This window comes from Pseudoalteromonas sp. SCSIO 43210 (genome assembly GCF_054133285.1).
The window spans coordinates 434,485-451,679 of sequence record NZ_CP087225.1 but is presented as its reverse complement, the minus strand read 5'-3'; the positions used below and the strand labels follow the sequence as shown (position 1 = coordinate 451,679).

Below are 17,195 nucleotides of genomic sequence, written 5' to 3'. Positions count from 1 at the left end.
ACTAACCCCATTTATATTTATTTTTCAATTTATTCAAATGAGAGTATGGCACAAGTCCCTTATGTTGAAGTTGGCCAACTAATATTCCTGGTGAAAGATCTAGGTCTCTAGCTAAGCGCATTATTTTTGCAAAATCTTTATGCCTTAGGCTAAATAAGTAAGCCTGATTTTTTTCTGGTACTAATGACGACATGGCAAATTCATTTGCTTCAGCTTCAATACCCTCAGAATCCGTAGTTTCTCCAGCTACCTCAATAAATACTTGTGTATGGCTATGTAAGATAACATGGCCTAGTTCATGGAAAAGAGTAAACCAGAAATGATCATCACTTAAATGCCTAAAGCTCAATGCAACTATTGGTGTGCCTTCTTTGAAGAAAGTAGCCCCACTCGCCTTACATCCCTTAATAGGCTTTACAACAGCAATTTTAACCCCACATTCATTCAAAATAGACTTTAATTTGGGTAAGAATCGGCTAGGTTCAGCAATCCGAGATAATGACTTAATATTATTTAAGCTTTCTTTGAGAAGCTCTTTGTTAAGTTTTTTCGTAATTTGATCTGCACTATGTATTTCAGCTAACCTCAACCAAGTTGTAACCGCCAAAGGTTGCGAATCAAAGGAGTTTGATGTTCTAAATGCCACTTGCTCAGTTCGGGATTTATATAAACTTTCCCATTCATCAATTGCTTTCGATTCAAAAAAATCTAAACACTGTGCAATTCTATAAGGCTTAGTTGTATTTTTGTTTAGAAAACCTCTACTAACTAAATCCGAAACAGGTAATTCATTGAACCAACTTTCACATTCGTTAGCTTGATGTACTAATGATTGAAAATAATTTTCTTCTCTATTTATCCAAAAAGATTTTGAAACTCCGAAAATATGCTCAAGTCTCTCTGCAATTTCTGAAGTAAGCTTAGAAAACCCCCTCAAAAGGTTTTCTAAACCATCATTCTCCAAATTCAAATGATTCATTAGCTCTTCATCAGAAAAAGCTCTTTTCTTTGCTAAACTTTGAATTGTTGCACCAGGTGGAGAACACCAGTTAGGCTGAAAATTTTGCATATTGCTTTCCTTCGTCCAAAATTTCTACTAATTTTAAGTGCGTAACATAATCCCAATCAGCTTCTTTAGAAACATAGCTGTTGTTGGCTACAAAAGCTAATTCTACGGTATCGGTAATATTAATAATCAAGCGTTCAGGTGACATGGTATTTTGAAAAAAATATGGGACAGATAATAGAATTTTTAATTCACCAAAAGAACTACAAGCTTTTATATCTTCAAAGAGAGACATTAACGTTTCAGTAAAATCCCCTACCAACTCTTTAAGCTTTAAATATTGGCAACATGAATCTCTGAGTTCTTTTGAGCTAAAGGCTATTTCCACTATTACCTTGTAATCTTTATCCCTAATCAAGTGCCCATCATACTAGTTTTACATCTTTTTTGTCCAGTACAGGTTATTACAAAACAAATACTCCAAGGCAACAGATAATCAATTGCCACTTTAAATTCCTCAATGATTGACCGCACATAGTTAAAATACGCTCACAGGATATAAGAAGCCTTAAAAGTTACAAGATTACGTTAATTTGCTATATTGAAAAGTAGCACAGAGGTAGCACAGGGTAATTTCTGTTAGTAGGTATTTACTTGGAAAGCTTTTAAAAGTGGTGGCCCCTCCCAGACTCGAACTGGGGACCTAACGATTATGAGTCGTGTGCTCTAACCAACTGAGCTAAGGGGCCAACTTTTATATAACTGCTAGGCAGTTAATTTTTGAAGCGTTCAGTCACAGAGCGACTAAAGCGGGTTGCAGTATAAAAACTTTTTGGGGGCTTGTCACTACTAAAAACCTTTATTTTAACAATCAGTAAGCTAACTGCTTAAATAGTAATCTTTTATGAGGGAGTAATGTGTAAAAATGAGGAATTTAGGAGAAGGGATTCATGCAAGCCAATTAAAAGTGCCTATTTAAGCTGTATTTAAAATTGACTTACACAACTAATAATACAAATAACACAACGTTACTTTTTAGCAATAATATAAATGGCGTGTATTAACCCTGGGAAATAACCTAGCAGTGTTAATAAAATATTTAACCAAAAATGCATACCTAAGCCTACTTGCAAAAATACACCTAGTGGCGGTAATAAAACTGACAATATTATACGAATGATATCCATAACTTAACTCCTTTAAAATTAAAAAACAAAAAGCCCAGATTCACTGGGCTTTGAGTATAGTGCATTATTCAGCAACGATAGATAATTTATCTACCACGTCGCGCACATCTTCAGCATTTTTGGCAATTTTAACCGCTAGCTGTTTTTCAGCTTCAGATTCTACAGAACCGTTTAGAGTTACAATACCGTTATCGGTATCAACATCGATGTCTGTACCACCAACTTCTGAGTCAAATAGGAAGCGCGTTGTGATTACGGTGGTGATTTTAGCGTCTGTTAGGTCGTTATCACCATCATCCATCATGTCTTTGTCTGTGTTTTTGGTATCCATGTTTTTTACAACAGTCAGGCTGTTTTCAACATCGGATACGCCATCTAGGCTAAGTACAAGTTCTTCTGCTAACTCTTTTTCAATTTCGCTATCAACTTTACCTGTAAGTACTACCTTGCCATTTTTTACATCAGTGTTAATGTCAAAGTTGTTTAGATTAGTGTTCATAAGTAGCACTGTTTCTGCCTTACCATCAATCCAAGCATCTTTACTTTCGTTTTCCCAGCTGTTTGCTTGGGCACTCATAGCCGTAGTACCAAGAACTAAAGCCGCGATAATAGATTTGTTAAATGTTTTCATAATCTTTCTCCTTTTGATTAAAGACACTTTAACTAATGCGAACTTTAGGCCAACTAAATTTAACATTTAAATTCAATGGGTTGGAAATTTAAATCAACTAATCTCATGTTATAGCCGTGTAACTATTTACAGACTCACCGGTAAAACTTTCTCACATTGTGAAAATAGCTAGATAATTGCTGTTTTGGTTAATCTATCGTTAATATAACAAAACTAAAAACAGACTGAAAAATTAAGCCTCTGATAATTATTGAAATTATATTTGGTACGCCGTTTGCTTACTCACCACCAATAGTAAATATAATAAGGAATACCCATGTCTGTAAAAGTTGAAGACCGCCCAATAGAGCAAGTACGCGAACAAGTGATAGATCAATTAATTTATAATTACAGCCATGGCGTTATTTCAGTGGATGCATTTGAAAGACGCTTAGATGAGGCTATGGATGCAAATAGTAATGAAGCTTTGTTAATCCTAGTTGAAGACTTAACACTTAATACCGATCAGCAATATAAAGCAGAAAAACAATCGCAATTTACTCCACATTATAGTGCACAGCAAAACAGCGATGATGATTTTACGCTACGCAGCATTTTGGGTTCTAACGAGCGCAGCGGTCAATGGGTTGTGCCAAAAAATATATACTTAACCAATTTTATGGGCTCTGTAGTGCTTGATTTTACTGATGCCATTTTTACCCATCAAAATGTAACGATTCACGTTAACTGTATTTTTGGTAGCGATGAAATTTATGTACCAGAGCATGTAAATGTAGTCTCTAAAATGTTTTGTATTTTAAGCAGCCTTGAAAACAAGTCGGTATCGCTTAACAAGCGCCAAGGGCCCACTATTCATATTGAAGGTAAAGCAGTAATGGGAGCGGTTGAAGTTAAAATAAAACGCACCATAAAAGAGAAGTTTATGAGCTTTGCAAACGAGCTAAAAACACAACTTGGCGTTAATAATAACCGCTCATTATAATTTATCTAGCAGCGCGTTAGAGTCGATTGACCTTTAAGGTCAGATATTGCCTTAATTAGGTGCGTTTAATTGCTGCCCGAAATTTGTAACCTAAATAACCTGAACTCTGGATAATAAATCGATCTCAAGCAACTATTTTCAGTGCTAACTGCAGTCCTAGGTAGAGCCTTTCGTTAGCCTGTGTTTGGCATTTATACGTTGTTATTACCTATTTATAGGGAATAAGCACACCACATAGGTGTGTTCTACTAAAAACCAAACACACGGCTTAAAATTCAACTTCGAAAGATGAATAAGCCTAAGTTACTGCCTGACGTTTTATTATAAATCGTTATTTCGCTCGCTTGGTATATCACTTAAATATTCTACAAACTCTACTTCAAATCCAGCCGGATCGATAAAATAAACATTTTTTCTAAATGGGTTGTCACCGCCTTGTTTATCTATTTTAAAACCAACTTGTTGCAAACGCTTTACTACTGCATCTAAATTTTGGGTAACGTAAGCAAAGTGCGCTAAACCTAATTGATGGCCTGCTAAATCTCGGTTTTCACCTTCACCATGATCGCTCATTGCAATGTATTGTGTGTCATCACCAAAATGCACCCAGCGCCTTGGTTTACCATGCCAAGTGCCCCTACCTTCACTTCGGATTGACCAATAAGGGAATACCGCTTGATAAAATTTAATCATATCCTCAATATTATTAACCACTAAATTGACATGTTCTAAATACATAATGTGTCCTTCTTGATTAAGTATGCAAACACAATAAAACCTCAAGTTAACTTTAGGTAAAGTGGTTTTTTAGATTTATTTAAATTTTATACAGCCGCAAATATATATGCAGAACAATAAAGTATAAAAAACACACAAAAGTATTTAGGGTTTATTGTTTACTTTATGGCAGAAATCGCTAAAATACGCCGGCTGAAATATATAAACGTTCTTTTACAACCCAAAGGTAACTCCATGCATCCAATGTTAAACATTGCGGTTCGCGCTGCGCGTAACGCAGGCAAAATTTTACTTCGCGCAAGTGAAGATTTATCAAAAGTTGAAGTGCAACAAAAAGGCGCTAACGACTTAGTAACTAACATTGATAAAGAAGCTGAAGCCGTAATTCGTGACACTATTTTACAATCTTACCCAACTCACTCGATTGTTGGTGAAGAGTTAGGTGAGCATAAAGGAAAGGATGATGATTACCAATGGATTGTAGATCCTATCGATGGAACAACTAATTTCATCAAAGGCATCCCTCATTACGCGGTTTCTATCGCACTTAAAGTTAAAGGTCGTTTGGACCAAGCTGTTATTTATGATCCAATTCGTGGTGAGCTTTTCACTGCTTCTCGTGGTCAAGGCACTCAGCTTAACAGCAAACGTCTTCGTGTAAGCAAAACTACCGTTCTTGCGGGCACTGTACTTGCTACTGGTTTCCCTTTCAAAAATAAAAACCACATGGATGCATACACTGAAGCATTTAAAGCATTGTTTGTACACACTGCTGATATTCGTCGCGCAGGTTGTTCTGCACTAGATATGGCATACGTTGCAGCGGGTCGTGTTGATGGATTTTTTGAAATTGGTTTAAAACCGTGGAATTCTGCAGCGGGCGAACTAATGGTTAAAGAAGCCGGCGGTATGGTTGTAGATTTTGCTGGTGGTAATAACTATAGCCACAGCGGTAATATCATCTGTGGTTCACCAAAATTGACTCAAGCGATTATTCGTGAAATTCGCCCAGTATTAACTGAGTCGTTACTTCGCTAATTTAATGCTACTAATACGAATCTGCATAAGTATTTGAACAATTTAACGAATTAAATTTCCCTACCTAAGTAGATTGGTACAACAGTATACTAAAAAGGAGCTCAGGCTCCTTTTTTTGTGTCTAAAAATAAGGGTTATCAAGCTTAAGCTCTATTGTTTTACCTTTTGTGTAAGGTAATGAATTAAGCTCTGTCGCGAAATACTCATAAAATAGCGCATCAAATTCACCATTTTTTTGCATGATTTTAAGCCCTTTTTCAATCGCTTGAGCCAGTTCGGGTTTATTTTTTGAGACAAAATAATAAAGCCCAGTTGGATAGCTAATGTATAAATCTGGCACTATTACTAAATTCTTATCTTTTAAATCCATAAGCTCTGAATTAACTTCGATGAATGAGCGCGGAAAATAATCAATCCGCCCCTGACTTGTTAATGCAAACATCGAGTTTAAATTAGAAAGTGGCCTAACACTTAGTCCATTGTTAACTAATATCCGCATGTCAGGCCAATCATGACCTTGCACTGCAATAAGCATTGATAATTGCTCAACAGAGGTAATACCTTTAAATTTATCTACATTTTTTGTATTCGTAAGCAGTGCTCTTTTACCAATATACCCTTTAAATAAAGGGATTTTAATTGCAATCGCCAACGACTCTCGCTCAGGGCTACTCATACTCCAATATAAATCAAGGGCGTTCCCATCAAGTGCCATAAGATTTCGTTGTTGATGAGGGTGAACTGGCACTAAATTTATTTCAGCTGAGTAATCGGCTCTGATAAGTGCTTTTGAGAGTAATTCATTGAGGTAGTCGTCACGCGTAAAATGCGAGTGTTGATCTTGAGGGACATTAATAATATTGACTTCGCTTGCTATAGCACTACACACAAACAAGCTTACAACGCTAACCAGATACTTAAATGGCAACATAATAATCACCTACTTTGTTAAACTACCTTTTTACTATTTGCTAAACGCACCACCGCTGGTGTAGGCCTTCTTCGCTTACAGATAAAAAGATAGCTATGACGGTATCGTTTGGCCTCTTTTTTAGCATCAGTCGCTAATGCAGCTACTTGATGACTATTTTTACACTGTTGTAAATCAGGTTCAACCAAACCAATCGATAAGGTCAGTAAAGGGACAAATTGCTTTTCACCTTCGCGATTTGTAGCCCAGTATCCTTTGCTTTTAATATGCTCAGGAGTAAAAAATAGCTGTGACTGCAATTCAAACCGTTCAATAATTGTATTACAAATTGTAACTGCATCACTTTGGTCAAACACAACCATAAAGTCATCACCGCCAATATGTCCTACAAAGTTAGCACTGTTTGTGCAAGCTTGCACTGTTACATCGGCTAATAATTTAATTACACTATCACCGCTGGCATAACCGTATAAGTCATTAAATTGTTTAAAGTGATTTAGGTCTATATAAGCTAATGAAAATTTTAACTTATTACGCAGCCTTTGCTCTATAGCTTCATTTATAGCAACATTACCTGGTAGCATAGTAAGCGGATTAGCGTGCTGTGCGTGGCGAATTTTTTCTTCGGTAATATGTTTTAAAATATCTCTCAGGGGCGCTAATCCCAAGTACTTATTATTGCGTGTAATAACTATATGCCTGCGTATATCAAAATCCTGATCTGTTATTTGCTTACTTACGACATCAAGCATTTGATTCTCGTCAACGACTAATGGTTGCTTGTCCATTAATTCTGTAACTGGGCGTTTATCATAAAGTGCGTGCCCGTAGGGGGCCGCAAATACTTCCGTTAGCTGATCTTTATGAAGTAAACCAATTGGCTGGTCATCTTGATTTAATACTGGGATACTAATAATTGATTTGTCTTGCTCAAATAGCTTGTGAGCATCCTTACAGCGTGTTTCGCTATCAATTGCTGACTGAGTTAAAGCAAGATACCCTATTGCCATTGATTGCTCACAGAGCGCCTTTGCTTTAAATGTTAGTGCTTGTATTTGCTCAGAACTAAAGTCATAACTTGGTCGTAAACTGGGCCTTTCGAGTAAAAATCCCTGTACGTTACTAATGCCTAAGCTCTCAACTAACGCCAGCTCCTCCGGACGCTCAATACCTTCTGCAATAACGGCTGTATTAGTTGCTTTAGCAAGTATAGTGATTGATTTTAAAAACTCTTTTTTAACATCACTCTCATCACAAAAATCAATAAAATAGCGATCTATTTTTACAAAATCTGGACATAACTCAGACCACTGCTTTAACCCTGAGTAGCCAGCGCCTAAATCATCAATAGCAATGGTAAAACCAAGCTCTCGATAATGAGCAATTGTTTTTAAAAGTAAAAACCCATCATCAACTTTCTCTTGCTCAGTAACCTCAATCACAACTCTGTTCGCAGCTAATCCAAATTGCTCAATTAAATGCAACGTTTCGCCTTTGGGGTGACACGGATCGAGTAAAGTTTTAGGGCTTACATTTAAAAAGAGCTTGCCTTGGAGGTTTAATTTTACAAAGTTTTCGATTGCTTTAGAGCGACATAATAATTCAAGTTCTGAAATTAATGCATGCTGATGAGCCACTTCAAATAACTTATTCGGCATTTCAAGTGGACTATTTTTAGGACCGCGACTGAGCGCTTCGTAACCAATAATACTTTGATTAGATATATTAAAAATAGGCTGAAATAATGTCGTTATTTCAGCATTATTTAAAATATATTCTAAAACTTTGTGTTGTACGGTCACGTCGGACTCTAATTATAATTTGATAAGAATAATAAAGTAGCAAGCCTGTATTACAATTTTATTGCACTGAAATAAACGCCACGCAATAAAAAACCGCTCAACAGAGCGGTTTTTTTAACAGTTACACAACCATTACGGCATAGCGTCTTGGTCTGCACCTTCTTTTTCAATTACTTCTGGTATTAAATCTTCTTTGCTTACGCCCATTGCAAGTGCAACAGAGCTGGCAACATAAATAGAAGAATAAGTACCAATAAACACACCAAATAACAATGCAGTTGCAAAGCCATGAATAGTTTGTCCGCCCCATGCAAACAAGGCAATCAATACTAAAATAGTGGTGATTGATGTTACAAGTGTACGGTTAAGTGTTTGGGTAAGTGAAATATCAATAATTTCAACTGTGTCGTCAATGCGTACTTTACGGAAGTTTTCACGAATACGGTCCGACACAACAATGGTATCGTTAAGTGAATAACCAATTACCGCAAGAATTGCCGCCAATATAGTTAAATCAAACTCTAAACCTAATATAGAAAACAAACCTACAGTAATAATAACATCGTGTAATAGTGCACCTACCGCACCCACAGCGAAGCGCCATTCAAAGCGAAATGCAACATAGATTAAGATACAAATAAGTGCAGTTAACATGGCTAGGCCACCCTGCTCTTTTAAGTCTTCACCTACACTTGGGCCTACAAACTCAATACGGCGCATTACTACGCTGTCGTCTGCTTTTTTAAGTGCGTCGATTACTTGGTTACCAATTACTTCCGCTTTTACATCGCTACCGCGTGGCGCTAAGCGAACTAAAATCTCTTGGCTTGAACCAAACAATTGTACCGATGCATCGGAAAAGCCATTTTCAGCTAGCGCATCACGTACTTTTTTAAGGTCAGCAGGTTGTGAAAAACCAACTTCTACAGCAGTACCGCCTGTAAAATCTAAACCAAAGTTTAAGCCTTTAACAAAAATTGATGCAAACGACGCTAAAATTAGTAACGTCGAAAAACCCATAGCCACTTTTCGAAGAGACATGAAACGAAGGGTTCTACTACCCAAACTTAAAATTTGCATGTCTGCTCCTTAAATCGAAAGTTTATCAATGCGTTTACCACCAACAAATAAGTTGATTACCGCACGGGTACCAACGATGGCTGTAAACATTGAAGTTAAAATACCAATCGCAAGTGTCACTGCAAAGCCCGCAATCGGACCTGTGCCCACTGCAAACAGTATAATGGCAGCAATTAGTGTCGTGATGTTGGCATCAAATATAGTGCTAAATGCGCTATCGTAACCAAAATGAATCGCTTGTTGAGGACTACGGCCATCGGCCAGTTCTTCACGTATACGTTCAAAAATAAGTACGTTGGCATCAACCGCCATACCTACGGTTAATACAATACCCGCAATACCTGGTAGCGTAAGTGTAGCGCCTGGAATTAAAGACATAACGCCAACAATCAGTACTAAGTTAGCCGCAAGCGCAAGGTTTGCAACCATACCAAAGCCTTTGTAGTACACAAGCATAAACACAAGTACAAACGCAAAACCAAGTGCAACTGCAGTCATACCCGCTTCAATATTTTCTTGTCCTAAGCTTGGACCTACTGTGCGCTCTTCAACAATTTGAATTGGTGCTACAAGCGCACCTGCACGAAGTAGCAAACTTAAGTTATGCGCTTCAGCAGGGTTATCAATACCCGTAATACGAAACGAGCGATCAAGACGAGCTTGAATTGTTGCTACGTTAATTACTTCTTCGACCTTGATAGGTGGAAGTGCTTTACCGTCTGCATCTTTTTTACCTGATGGCTTGTATTCAATAAATACCGTTGCCATGCGCTTGCCAATAGCACGCTTGGTAAAGGCATTCATTTTTGCCCCACCTTTGCTATCTAACGTAATACTTACTTGCGGACGTTGGTATTCATCAGCGCCAGATTGCGCGCCCGTAATATGGCTGCCCTCTAAAATAATACGCTTTTTAAGTACAACAGGGTAACCGTCGCGGCTCATGATCATTTCAGTACCCGCTGGGATACGACCTTGGGCAGCAGCGCTAATATCTGCGTTTTCGTCTACTTCACGAAACTCAAGTGTTGCTGTCGCGCCTAAAATTTCTTTAGCGCGTGCTGTATCTTGAATACCGGGTAGTTGAACAATAATACGCTCAGCGCCTTGGCGTTGTACGTTAGGCTCTGCAACACCAATTTGGTTGATACGGTTACGAATAATCGTTTCATTTTGCTTGATAGCGTAGTCACGAATTTCTTTGAGTTTTTGCTCACTCATTGTTGCAAAAAATGCTTTATCGTTGCTGCTATCATCAATGTAAACGTTTAGCGGGTAGCGAGTTTCTAAGAAACTTTCTGCAGCATTTTTGTCTTCTTCGGTACGCATTTCTACACGCATACGTTCAGAGCCAGCTACACGGCGAACACTACGGTAACGTAGTTTTTCTTCGCGCAGATCACTGCGAAAATCTTGTTCCATTTGCTCAAGTTGGTTATCAACCGCTGTTGCCATATCGATTTCCATGGTGAAATGAACGCCACCACTTAAATCAAGGCCTAACTTCATTGGGTTGCCACCAACCGCTTTTAACCAAGCTGGTTGAGCGGGTGCCATATTAATAGCAGAAATGTAATCATCACTAAGCGAATCACGCAGTAAATCTTGCGCTTTTAACTGCTCTTCAACATTTTTTAAACGAACTAAAATTTGTCCATCTTCAAGTATTGTCGATTTAGCGGTTACATTATTTTTTTTGAGGATTTCGTTTACTTTGTCTACAACACTGAGATCAACATCAGCACCTTTAGCACCTGAAACTTGTATAGCCGGATCGCGACCATACAAGTTTGGAGAAGCATATAAAAGGCCAATGGCTACCACAGCTAAAACAAGTAAATACTTCCAAACCGGAAACTTGTTTAACACGGGGTCGTCCTTATTATTTTTATAGCGACTTCATTGTGCCTTTTGGCAATACTGCAGATACAGATGATTTTTGCACTGTTACTTCTGCTTGCTCATTTAAAGAGATAACGATGAAATCTTTATCTTCAGAAATTTTAACTATTTTACCTACTAAGCCACCTTGAGTTAGCACTTCGTCACCTTTAGCCATCGCATTCATTAGGCTTTTGTGTTCTTTAACACGATTAGCTTGTGGGCGATAAATCAAAAAGTAAAAAACTAAACCAAAAATAGCTAACATAATTAGCATTTGCATAGTGCCCCCGCCTGCCGCTGCTGCGCCTGTACTTGCTTGTGCGTTTGAAATAAATAAACTCATGATACTTCCTCTTTAATTTTTAAAGTTTAATTTTTTATATCTGCTAGCTCTGGCACATCTTGGCCTCGGCGAGCATAAAAATCTTTTACGAATTCTTCTAATTTACCTTCGCTAATTGCATTGCGTAAACCTTCCATAACACGTTGATAGTAACGTAAATTATGAATTGTGTTTAGTCGCGCACCTAAAATTTCGTTACATTTATCAAGGTGATGCAAATAAGCTCGTGAATAATTCCCACACGTATGGCAATCACACTCAGGGTCAAGTGGCCCTGTATCTGTTTTATGCACTGCGTTACGTATTTTAACCACACCTGTGGTAATAAATAAATGACCATTACGTGCATTACGCGTTGGCATAACACAGTCAAACATATCAATGCCTCGGCGAACCGACTCAACTAAGTCCTCTGGTTTGCCTACACCCATAAGGTAACGAGGTTTGTCTTCTGGCATTTTAAACGCACAGTGATCAAGAATGTTAATCATTTCGTTTTTAGGCTCGCCTACTGATAGGCCACCTAATGCATAACCGTCAAAACCAATGTCTTCAAGACCGGCTTGTGATTGTGCACGTAATTCTGGGTACATACCACCTTGAATAATACCAAACAAAGCAGATGGGTTGTCGCCATGACCTTCTTTAGAGCGCTTAGCCCAACGAAGAGATAGCTCCATAGAATCTTTAGCTTCTTTTTCAGTCGCTGGATACGGCGTACATTCGTCAAATATCATTACAATATCTGAACCTAAATCGCGTTGTACTTCCATCGATTTTTCAGGTGACATCATAATTTCATCACCATTTACAGGTGATTGAAATAATACGCCCTCTTCAGTGATTTTACGCATTGCGCCTAGGCTAAATACCTGAAAACCGCCTGAGTCAGTTAAAATAGGGAAATCCCAGTTCATAAAGTCATGTAAATCACCATGCTGCTTAATGATCTCAGTACCTGGGCGAAGCATTAAGTGGAAGGTATTACCTAAACAAATTTGTGCACCAGTCGCTTTTACTTCATCTGGCGTCATACCTTTTACAGTACCGTAAGTACCAACAGGCATAAATGCAGGTGTTTCTATTACACCACGGTCAAAAATCAAGCGGCCACGGCGCGCTTTTCCGTCAGTACGGTCTAATTCAAATTTCATATCATCCTCAATGTCAGAAAAACAGTCCAACAAGCTATAATTTAACCGCTCGATTCTACCCTTTTTGACCAGCCAATACTATTAGCTGCGGTAAATTCAATACTGATAACTTCATTCAAATAAAAAACCCCAGCAACTTAACTGGGGTTTGTAATCATTTTTACTGATAATTTAATACTTAACCTGAACCCTGGATAATAAGTCTGTCTCAAGCAACTATTTTCAGCGCTAACTGTGTTGAATTTACTTGCAATAGGGCCGGTTACTTAACTATTTACGTGTTAAAAACATCGCGTCGCCATAACTAAAAAAACGATACTGCTGTTCAATTGCCGTGTTATACGCACCCATAATGTTGTCTTGCCCGCTAAAGGCGCTCACTAACATTATAAGCGTTGATTCCGGTAGGTGAAAATTAGTAACCATGGCATCCACTACATTAAACTGATAACCCGGATAAATGAATATATCTGTATCACCAAAGTAAGTGCCTAGCTTGCCACCATGTACTTTTGCTGCAGATTCTAATGAACGCACTGAGGTTGTACCAACGGCAATAACGCGCCCACCTTTCGCTTTAGTTTTTGCAACAGCCGCTACCACATCTTCTGGCACTTCAATGTATTCGGAATGCATTATATGATCGTCAACACTGTCAACACGCACTGGCTGAAAAGTACCTGCACCAACATGCAAGGTAACAAAAGCCATTTGCACGCCCTTATCCTTTAATGCAGCCATTAACTGTTTATCAAAATGTAAACCAGCAGTAGGCGCTGCCACTGCCCCTGGTTTTTCACCATAAACTGTTTGATAGCGCTCACGATCTGCCTCGTTATCAGGACGGTCGATATAAGGCGGTAATGGCATGTGTCCAATGTCGTTTAATATATCAAGTACGTTTTGACTGTGATCAAATTCAAGCTCAAATAACGTGTCATGCCGTGCAACCATTATTGCCTTGGCCTTACCTTCTAAAATAACTTCATTACCAGGCTTTAATGATTTGCTAGCACGGACATGTGCAAGCACACGATGTTCATCAAGTACGCGTTCAACTAATACTTCAACTTTACCACCTGATGCTTTTTGACCAAACATGCGTGCAGGGATTACTCTGGTATTATTAAAAACCAGTAAGTCGTTTTCATTTACCAGTTCAAGTATGTCACTAAAGACTTTGTGTTCTACACTACCACTAGGCCCATCTAGGCTAAGTAAACGACTACTCGTACGATCCGGCTTAGGAAAGCGAGCTATTAATTCATCAGGTAAGTCAAAGCTAAAATCAGCTACGCGCATAGTTAGTAATCCACATCATTTAAAATCGCGCCAAGTGTATATCTATCGCCTATCAAGCTCAAGAAATCCCCTTATATTCTGCAAAATTGAAGTACGCAAGCCTACGAATGACCATTAATTTTCTTGTTCTTCAATCAAAAAATCACTATTCTTATTCGGTTAAATAAATATGGGTTGAGAAATACGTGGTAGAGCAACTTAAATTGCTAATATTAAACGCAAGTCGTGCTGAACGCCTTACTATTCGTGCCACTTTAGAGAGCCTGAATGTTTTTGCTTTTATTGAAGTACAAGACAGCCAACAAGCTTTAAAACTATTAAAGCAACAGCCTGTTGATATTATTATCACGGGCCTCAATGTCGGTAAAATAGATGGTTGGCGCTTTTCACGGATGATCCGTTCGGGTTTATTAAAAACACCAAAGAATACGCCGATACTACTCATCCCTCCCATTTATTGTGAACGCATCGCAGAAACAACTGCGCGTAGTTATGGTATTGATGCCGTACTGCCTTTTGAGCAACAAGACATGCTGCCACAGGTTTTGGCTAATGTGCTGTCGACACATTTAGAAAAAAGTAGCCGCTTAAACCTCTTATTACTTGAGCCACTGCAAGATAAAGCCAATGATATTAGCGCACAACTAAAGCTAAACTTTGCAATTACACATACAACAACAAGCAAAGAAGCGCTAAACGCTTACTACCAGCAAAAATTTGCCATCGTACTGTTAGATGCCACAGCCGCAAGAGCTGAAACGTCGAGTGTTTTAGTAGAAGAGATTTTGCAACATAACCCAAAACAGGCAATTGTAACAATTATAGATAATGATGATGCAAATTATGCAGAGCAGCTCTTATTATCAGGTGTTACCGATTTTATTCGTGCCCCCTACGACCCTTCTTTTTTAAATAAAGTATGTGACCACGCAGCACGTCGAGAAGACTTTATGGTCAGTTATGCTGAATTTGCCAACAAAGTTGAGCAATTGAGTGTAAGTGAAGTGAAATATAAAGAGTTATTCTCAGCCCACCAACGCATTCTATTACACTTAAATACAGTGGTACTTGAACTTGATCAACTAGGTAAAATACGCTTTATAAATCCAGCTTGGGAAACACTAAGTGGTCATGGCGTAAAACCAACACTGCAAAAACCTTTAACCGCATTTTGTATTAATGAATGCCAAGAAAAATTACAAAATACGATTTGTGATATTTTAGGGGGGGTGAAAATCAGCAACAAATAGAAATTAAGTTACAGCACAAAAATGGCACTCAAATTTGGGTAGAATGCAGGTTTCAACTGATCAAAAATAGTCGTAATACAGCAACAATTACCGCCACAATCGACAATATTCATGAGCGAAAGCAAGCTGAATTACAGTTACGCCATTTAGCGCATCACGATCCACTTACAGGCTTACATAACCGCTATTATTTTGATCAACAACTTAATCGTATCTGCCAACCAAAGCACACTTTCGATGATATAGAACATGCTATTATTTATATCGATCTTGATCACTTTAAAATAATAAATGACAGTAAGGGCCACCACCAGGGCGATATTGTCTTAAAAGAAGTGGCTCAACTGTTTAAAGACAATATCGGTGATGAACACCTTGTTTGCCGTATTGGCGGTGATGAATTTGCTGTTATTTTAACAAACATGAACTTATTAGAAGCGCATTTAGTGGCCGAAGGTGTTTGTATCGCAATTGAACAACATACTTTTAAATCAGAGGATCAAGTTTACACAATAAGCTGCTCTATTGGCTTAGCTCAAATTACATCTAAAAATTGCGATCCCAATGAGTGCTTAAAACAAGCCGACATCGCCTTATATATAGCTAAAAATTTAGGTCGAAATTTAGTCCACTGTTATTCAAAAGAAGACTCGCAAAATAAGACATTGCAAACAGGTTTGGAATGGGGTCACGAAATCCGCCAAGCATTACAACAAGATAATATAGAGCTCCATTATCAGCCTATTTGGGACTTCAAACAAAGTAAAGTTGCTTACTTTGAAGTACTACTACGATTAAAGCTCAATGATAAACTTGTGTACCCCAATCAATTTATTCCATCGCTTGAAATGTTAAACGATACATTTTTGATGGATCAATGTGTAATTCGTAACACGCTTGCTTGTGTTGAAAAACACCCAGAATTAAATCAAGTCGCAATTAATCTATCAGCACAATCATTTTTAGATGAACGATTACTGCCGCTTATAGAGTCAAGCTTAGAAAAATATCAAGTATCACCTACTCGTATTATTTTTGAAATTACTGAATCTGCAAGTATTAATAATCTAAAAGCAACACGTAAGATGATTGAGAAGCTCAATAGCTTAGGTTGTCACTTTTCTATAGATGACTTTGGTACCGGCTTTAGTACTTTTAATTATTTAAAGCAGCTTCCCGCACAGCATGTAAAAATTGACGGCTCATTTGTACGTGACATGCTTAACGACCCCATCGATTTAGCGTTAGTAAAAGCAATTAATGATATAAGCCGGTCACTCGATAAGCGTTCTGTGGCTGAGTATGTTGAAAATAAAGATATATTTTTTGCACTAAAAGAGATTGGTGTGGATTACGGACAAGGCTACTTTATTGCACGTCCTATGGCGGTTGAAAAAGTAAAGACAGAGCTTGAAAATATTTTAAAAAATAAAGTTTTTTACCAACAATAACCTAGCTCATATTAAGCATTAATAAACAATTTTAAGCATTTTATTACTATCATTATTATCTTTTTTACCTATACTTTCCTCATCACAATACGAATGTCACGTTATTTAAAGGATTACGCTTAACAAACATGACATTACCTATTGCAAATACAGAACCCTAAATCACGGGCTGTTTTAAAATAAGGTTTGAGGAGATAAATATGACGCAATTGATTATCTTATTACTACTTATTCACTTTGCAATAGCGTATCAATGCTATCGATACGCGAGCATAAAGGGCTACCCAATTCGAGTATTTACAGTATTAGGTTGCATGCCTTATTTTAATTTAGTGGTGTGGATCTATTTATTATTTTTACCGGAGCTAGAACCTTTTGAACACCATAACCATGATCAAAAGCAGCCTCTTTAGGCT

At 37.8% G+C, this 17,195-nt stretch carries 15 protein-coding genes, 1 tRNA gene and 1 pseudogene; 4 read left to right on the top strand and 13 right to left on the bottom strand.

What is annotated here, in order from left to right; all coding sequences use genetic code 11:
- Position 1: 1 nt before the first annotated feature.
- From LOS73_RS01915 to LOS73_RS01895, 5 genes are all read right to left on the bottom strand, one after another.
- Positions 2-1,069: an ImmA/IrrE family metallo-endopeptidase gene (locus LOS73_RS01915; RefSeq protein ID WP_457934384.1), complete on the bottom strand. Its 1,068-nt coding sequence runs from the start codon at positions 1,067-1,069 to the stop codon at positions 2-4.
- Positions 1,050-1,394, bottom strand: coding sequence for a hypothetical protein (locus LOS73_RS01910; RefSeq protein WP_457934383.1), 345 nt, complete (start codon positions 1,392-1,394; stop codon positions 1,050-1,052). Before LOS73_RS01910 ends, LOS73_RS01915 begins: the two co-directional genes overlap by 20 nt.
- 284 nt (positions 1,395-1,678) lie before the next feature.
- Positions 1,679-1,755 (bottom strand) — tRNA-Ile (locus tag LOS73_RS01905).
- 279 nt (positions 1,756-2,034) lie between these two features.
- Positions 2,035-2,193 carry a YqaE/Pmp3 family membrane protein gene (locus LOS73_RS01900; protein WP_002957822.1) on the bottom strand — a complete coding sequence of 53 codons (159 nt, stop codon included), beginning with the start codon at positions 2,191-2,193 and terminating at the stop codon, positions 2,035-2,037.
- A 64-nt stretch (positions 2,194-2,257) separates the two neighbouring features.
- On the bottom strand, positions 2,258-2,824 hold the full coding sequence (locus tag LOS73_RS01895) for a BON domain-containing protein (RefSeq protein WP_007376001.1): 567 nt from the start codon (positions 2,822-2,824) through the stop codon (positions 2,258-2,260).
- A 316-nt stretch (positions 2,825-3,140) separates the two neighbouring features.
- On the opposite strand from LOS73_RS01895, the gene LOS73_RS01890 reads away from it, so the two are divergent.
- Complete coding sequence (locus LOS73_RS01890; RefSeq protein ID WP_457934382.1) at positions 3,141-3,806, top strand: LiaF domain-containing protein; 666 nt, start codon at positions 3,141-3,143, stop codon at positions 3,804-3,806.
- Positions 3,807-4,127: 321 nt separating this feature from the next.
- On the opposite strand, the gene LOS73_RS01885 is transcribed toward LOS73_RS01890, so the two are convergent.
- Complete coding sequence (locus tag LOS73_RS01885; RefSeq protein ID WP_096793846.1) at positions 4,128-4,544, bottom strand: VOC family protein; 417 nt, start codon at positions 4,542-4,544, stop codon at positions 4,128-4,130.
- A gap of 234 nt (positions 4,545-4,778) precedes the next feature.
- Between LOS73_RS01885 and suhB the strand changes: the two genes are divergently transcribed.
- Positions 4,779-5,582, top strand: coding sequence for an inositol-1-monophosphatase (gene suhB, locus LOS73_RS01880; protein ID WP_007375998.1), 804 nt, complete (start codon positions 4,779-4,781; stop codon positions 5,580-5,582).
- Positions 5,583-5,703: 121 nt separating this feature from the next.
- Here suhB and LOS73_RS01875 read toward each other — a convergent pair whose 3' ends face one another.
- The 7 genes from LOS73_RS01875 to queA all read right to left on the bottom strand — a co-directional run bounded on the left by LOS73_RS01875 (position 5,704) and on the right by queA (position 14,078).
- Positions 5,704-6,513, bottom strand: a complete 810-nt coding sequence (locus LOS73_RS01875) for a substrate-binding periplasmic protein (RefSeq protein ID WP_007375997.1) — start codon at positions 6,511-6,513, stop codon at positions 5,704-5,706.
- Between the two features lie 17 nt (positions 6,514-6,530).
- On the bottom strand, positions 6,531-8,315 hold the full coding sequence (locus tag LOS73_RS01870) for a GGDEF domain-containing protein (RefSeq protein WP_008138895.1): 1,785 nt from the start codon (positions 8,313-8,315) through the stop codon (positions 6,531-6,533).
- A gap of 132 nt (positions 8,316-8,447) precedes the next feature.
- Positions 8,448-9,395 (bottom strand): protein translocase subunit SecF, encoded by a 948-nt coding sequence (gene secF / locus LOS73_RS01865; protein ID WP_007375995.1) that lies wholly within the window; start codon positions 9,393-9,395, stop codon positions 8,448-8,450.
- 9 nt (positions 9,396-9,404) lie between these two features.
- Complete coding sequence (secD, locus tag LOS73_RS01860) at positions 9,405-11,264, bottom strand: protein translocase subunit SecD (protein ID WP_007375994.1); 1,860 nt, start codon at positions 11,262-11,264, stop codon at positions 9,405-9,407.
- Between the two features lie 19 nt (positions 11,265-11,283).
- Entirely contained in the window at positions 11,284-11,622 is a 339-nt protein-coding gene (yajC, locus tag LOS73_RS01855) for a preprotein translocase subunit YajC (RefSeq protein ID WP_007375993.1), read from the bottom strand.
- Between the two features lie 26 nt (positions 11,623-11,648).
- Complete coding sequence (tgt, locus tag LOS73_RS01850; RefSeq protein ID WP_457934381.1) at positions 11,649-12,776, bottom strand: tRNA guanosine(34) transglycosylase Tgt; 1,128 nt, start codon at positions 12,774-12,776, stop codon at positions 11,649-11,651.
- 270 nt (positions 12,777-13,046) lie between these two features.
- Complete coding sequence (gene queA / locus LOS73_RS01845; protein WP_149606822.1) at positions 13,047-14,078, bottom strand: tRNA preQ1(34) S-adenosylmethionine ribosyltransferase-isomerase QueA; 1,032 nt, start codon at positions 14,076-14,078, stop codon at positions 13,047-13,049.
- A 185-nt stretch (positions 14,079-14,263) separates the two neighbouring features.
- Between queA and LOS73_RS01840 the strand changes: the two are divergent.
- A pseudogene (locus LOS73_RS01840) lies at positions 14,264-16,779 on the top strand (EAL domain-containing protein).
- A gap of 200 nt (positions 16,780-16,979) precedes the next feature.
- Positions 16,980-17,192 (top strand): hypothetical protein, encoded by a 213-nt coding sequence (locus tag LOS73_RS01835; RefSeq protein WP_007375989.1) that lies wholly within the window; start codon positions 16,980-16,982, stop codon positions 17,190-17,192.
- The last annotated feature ends 3 nt before the right edge of the window (positions 17,193-17,195 follow it).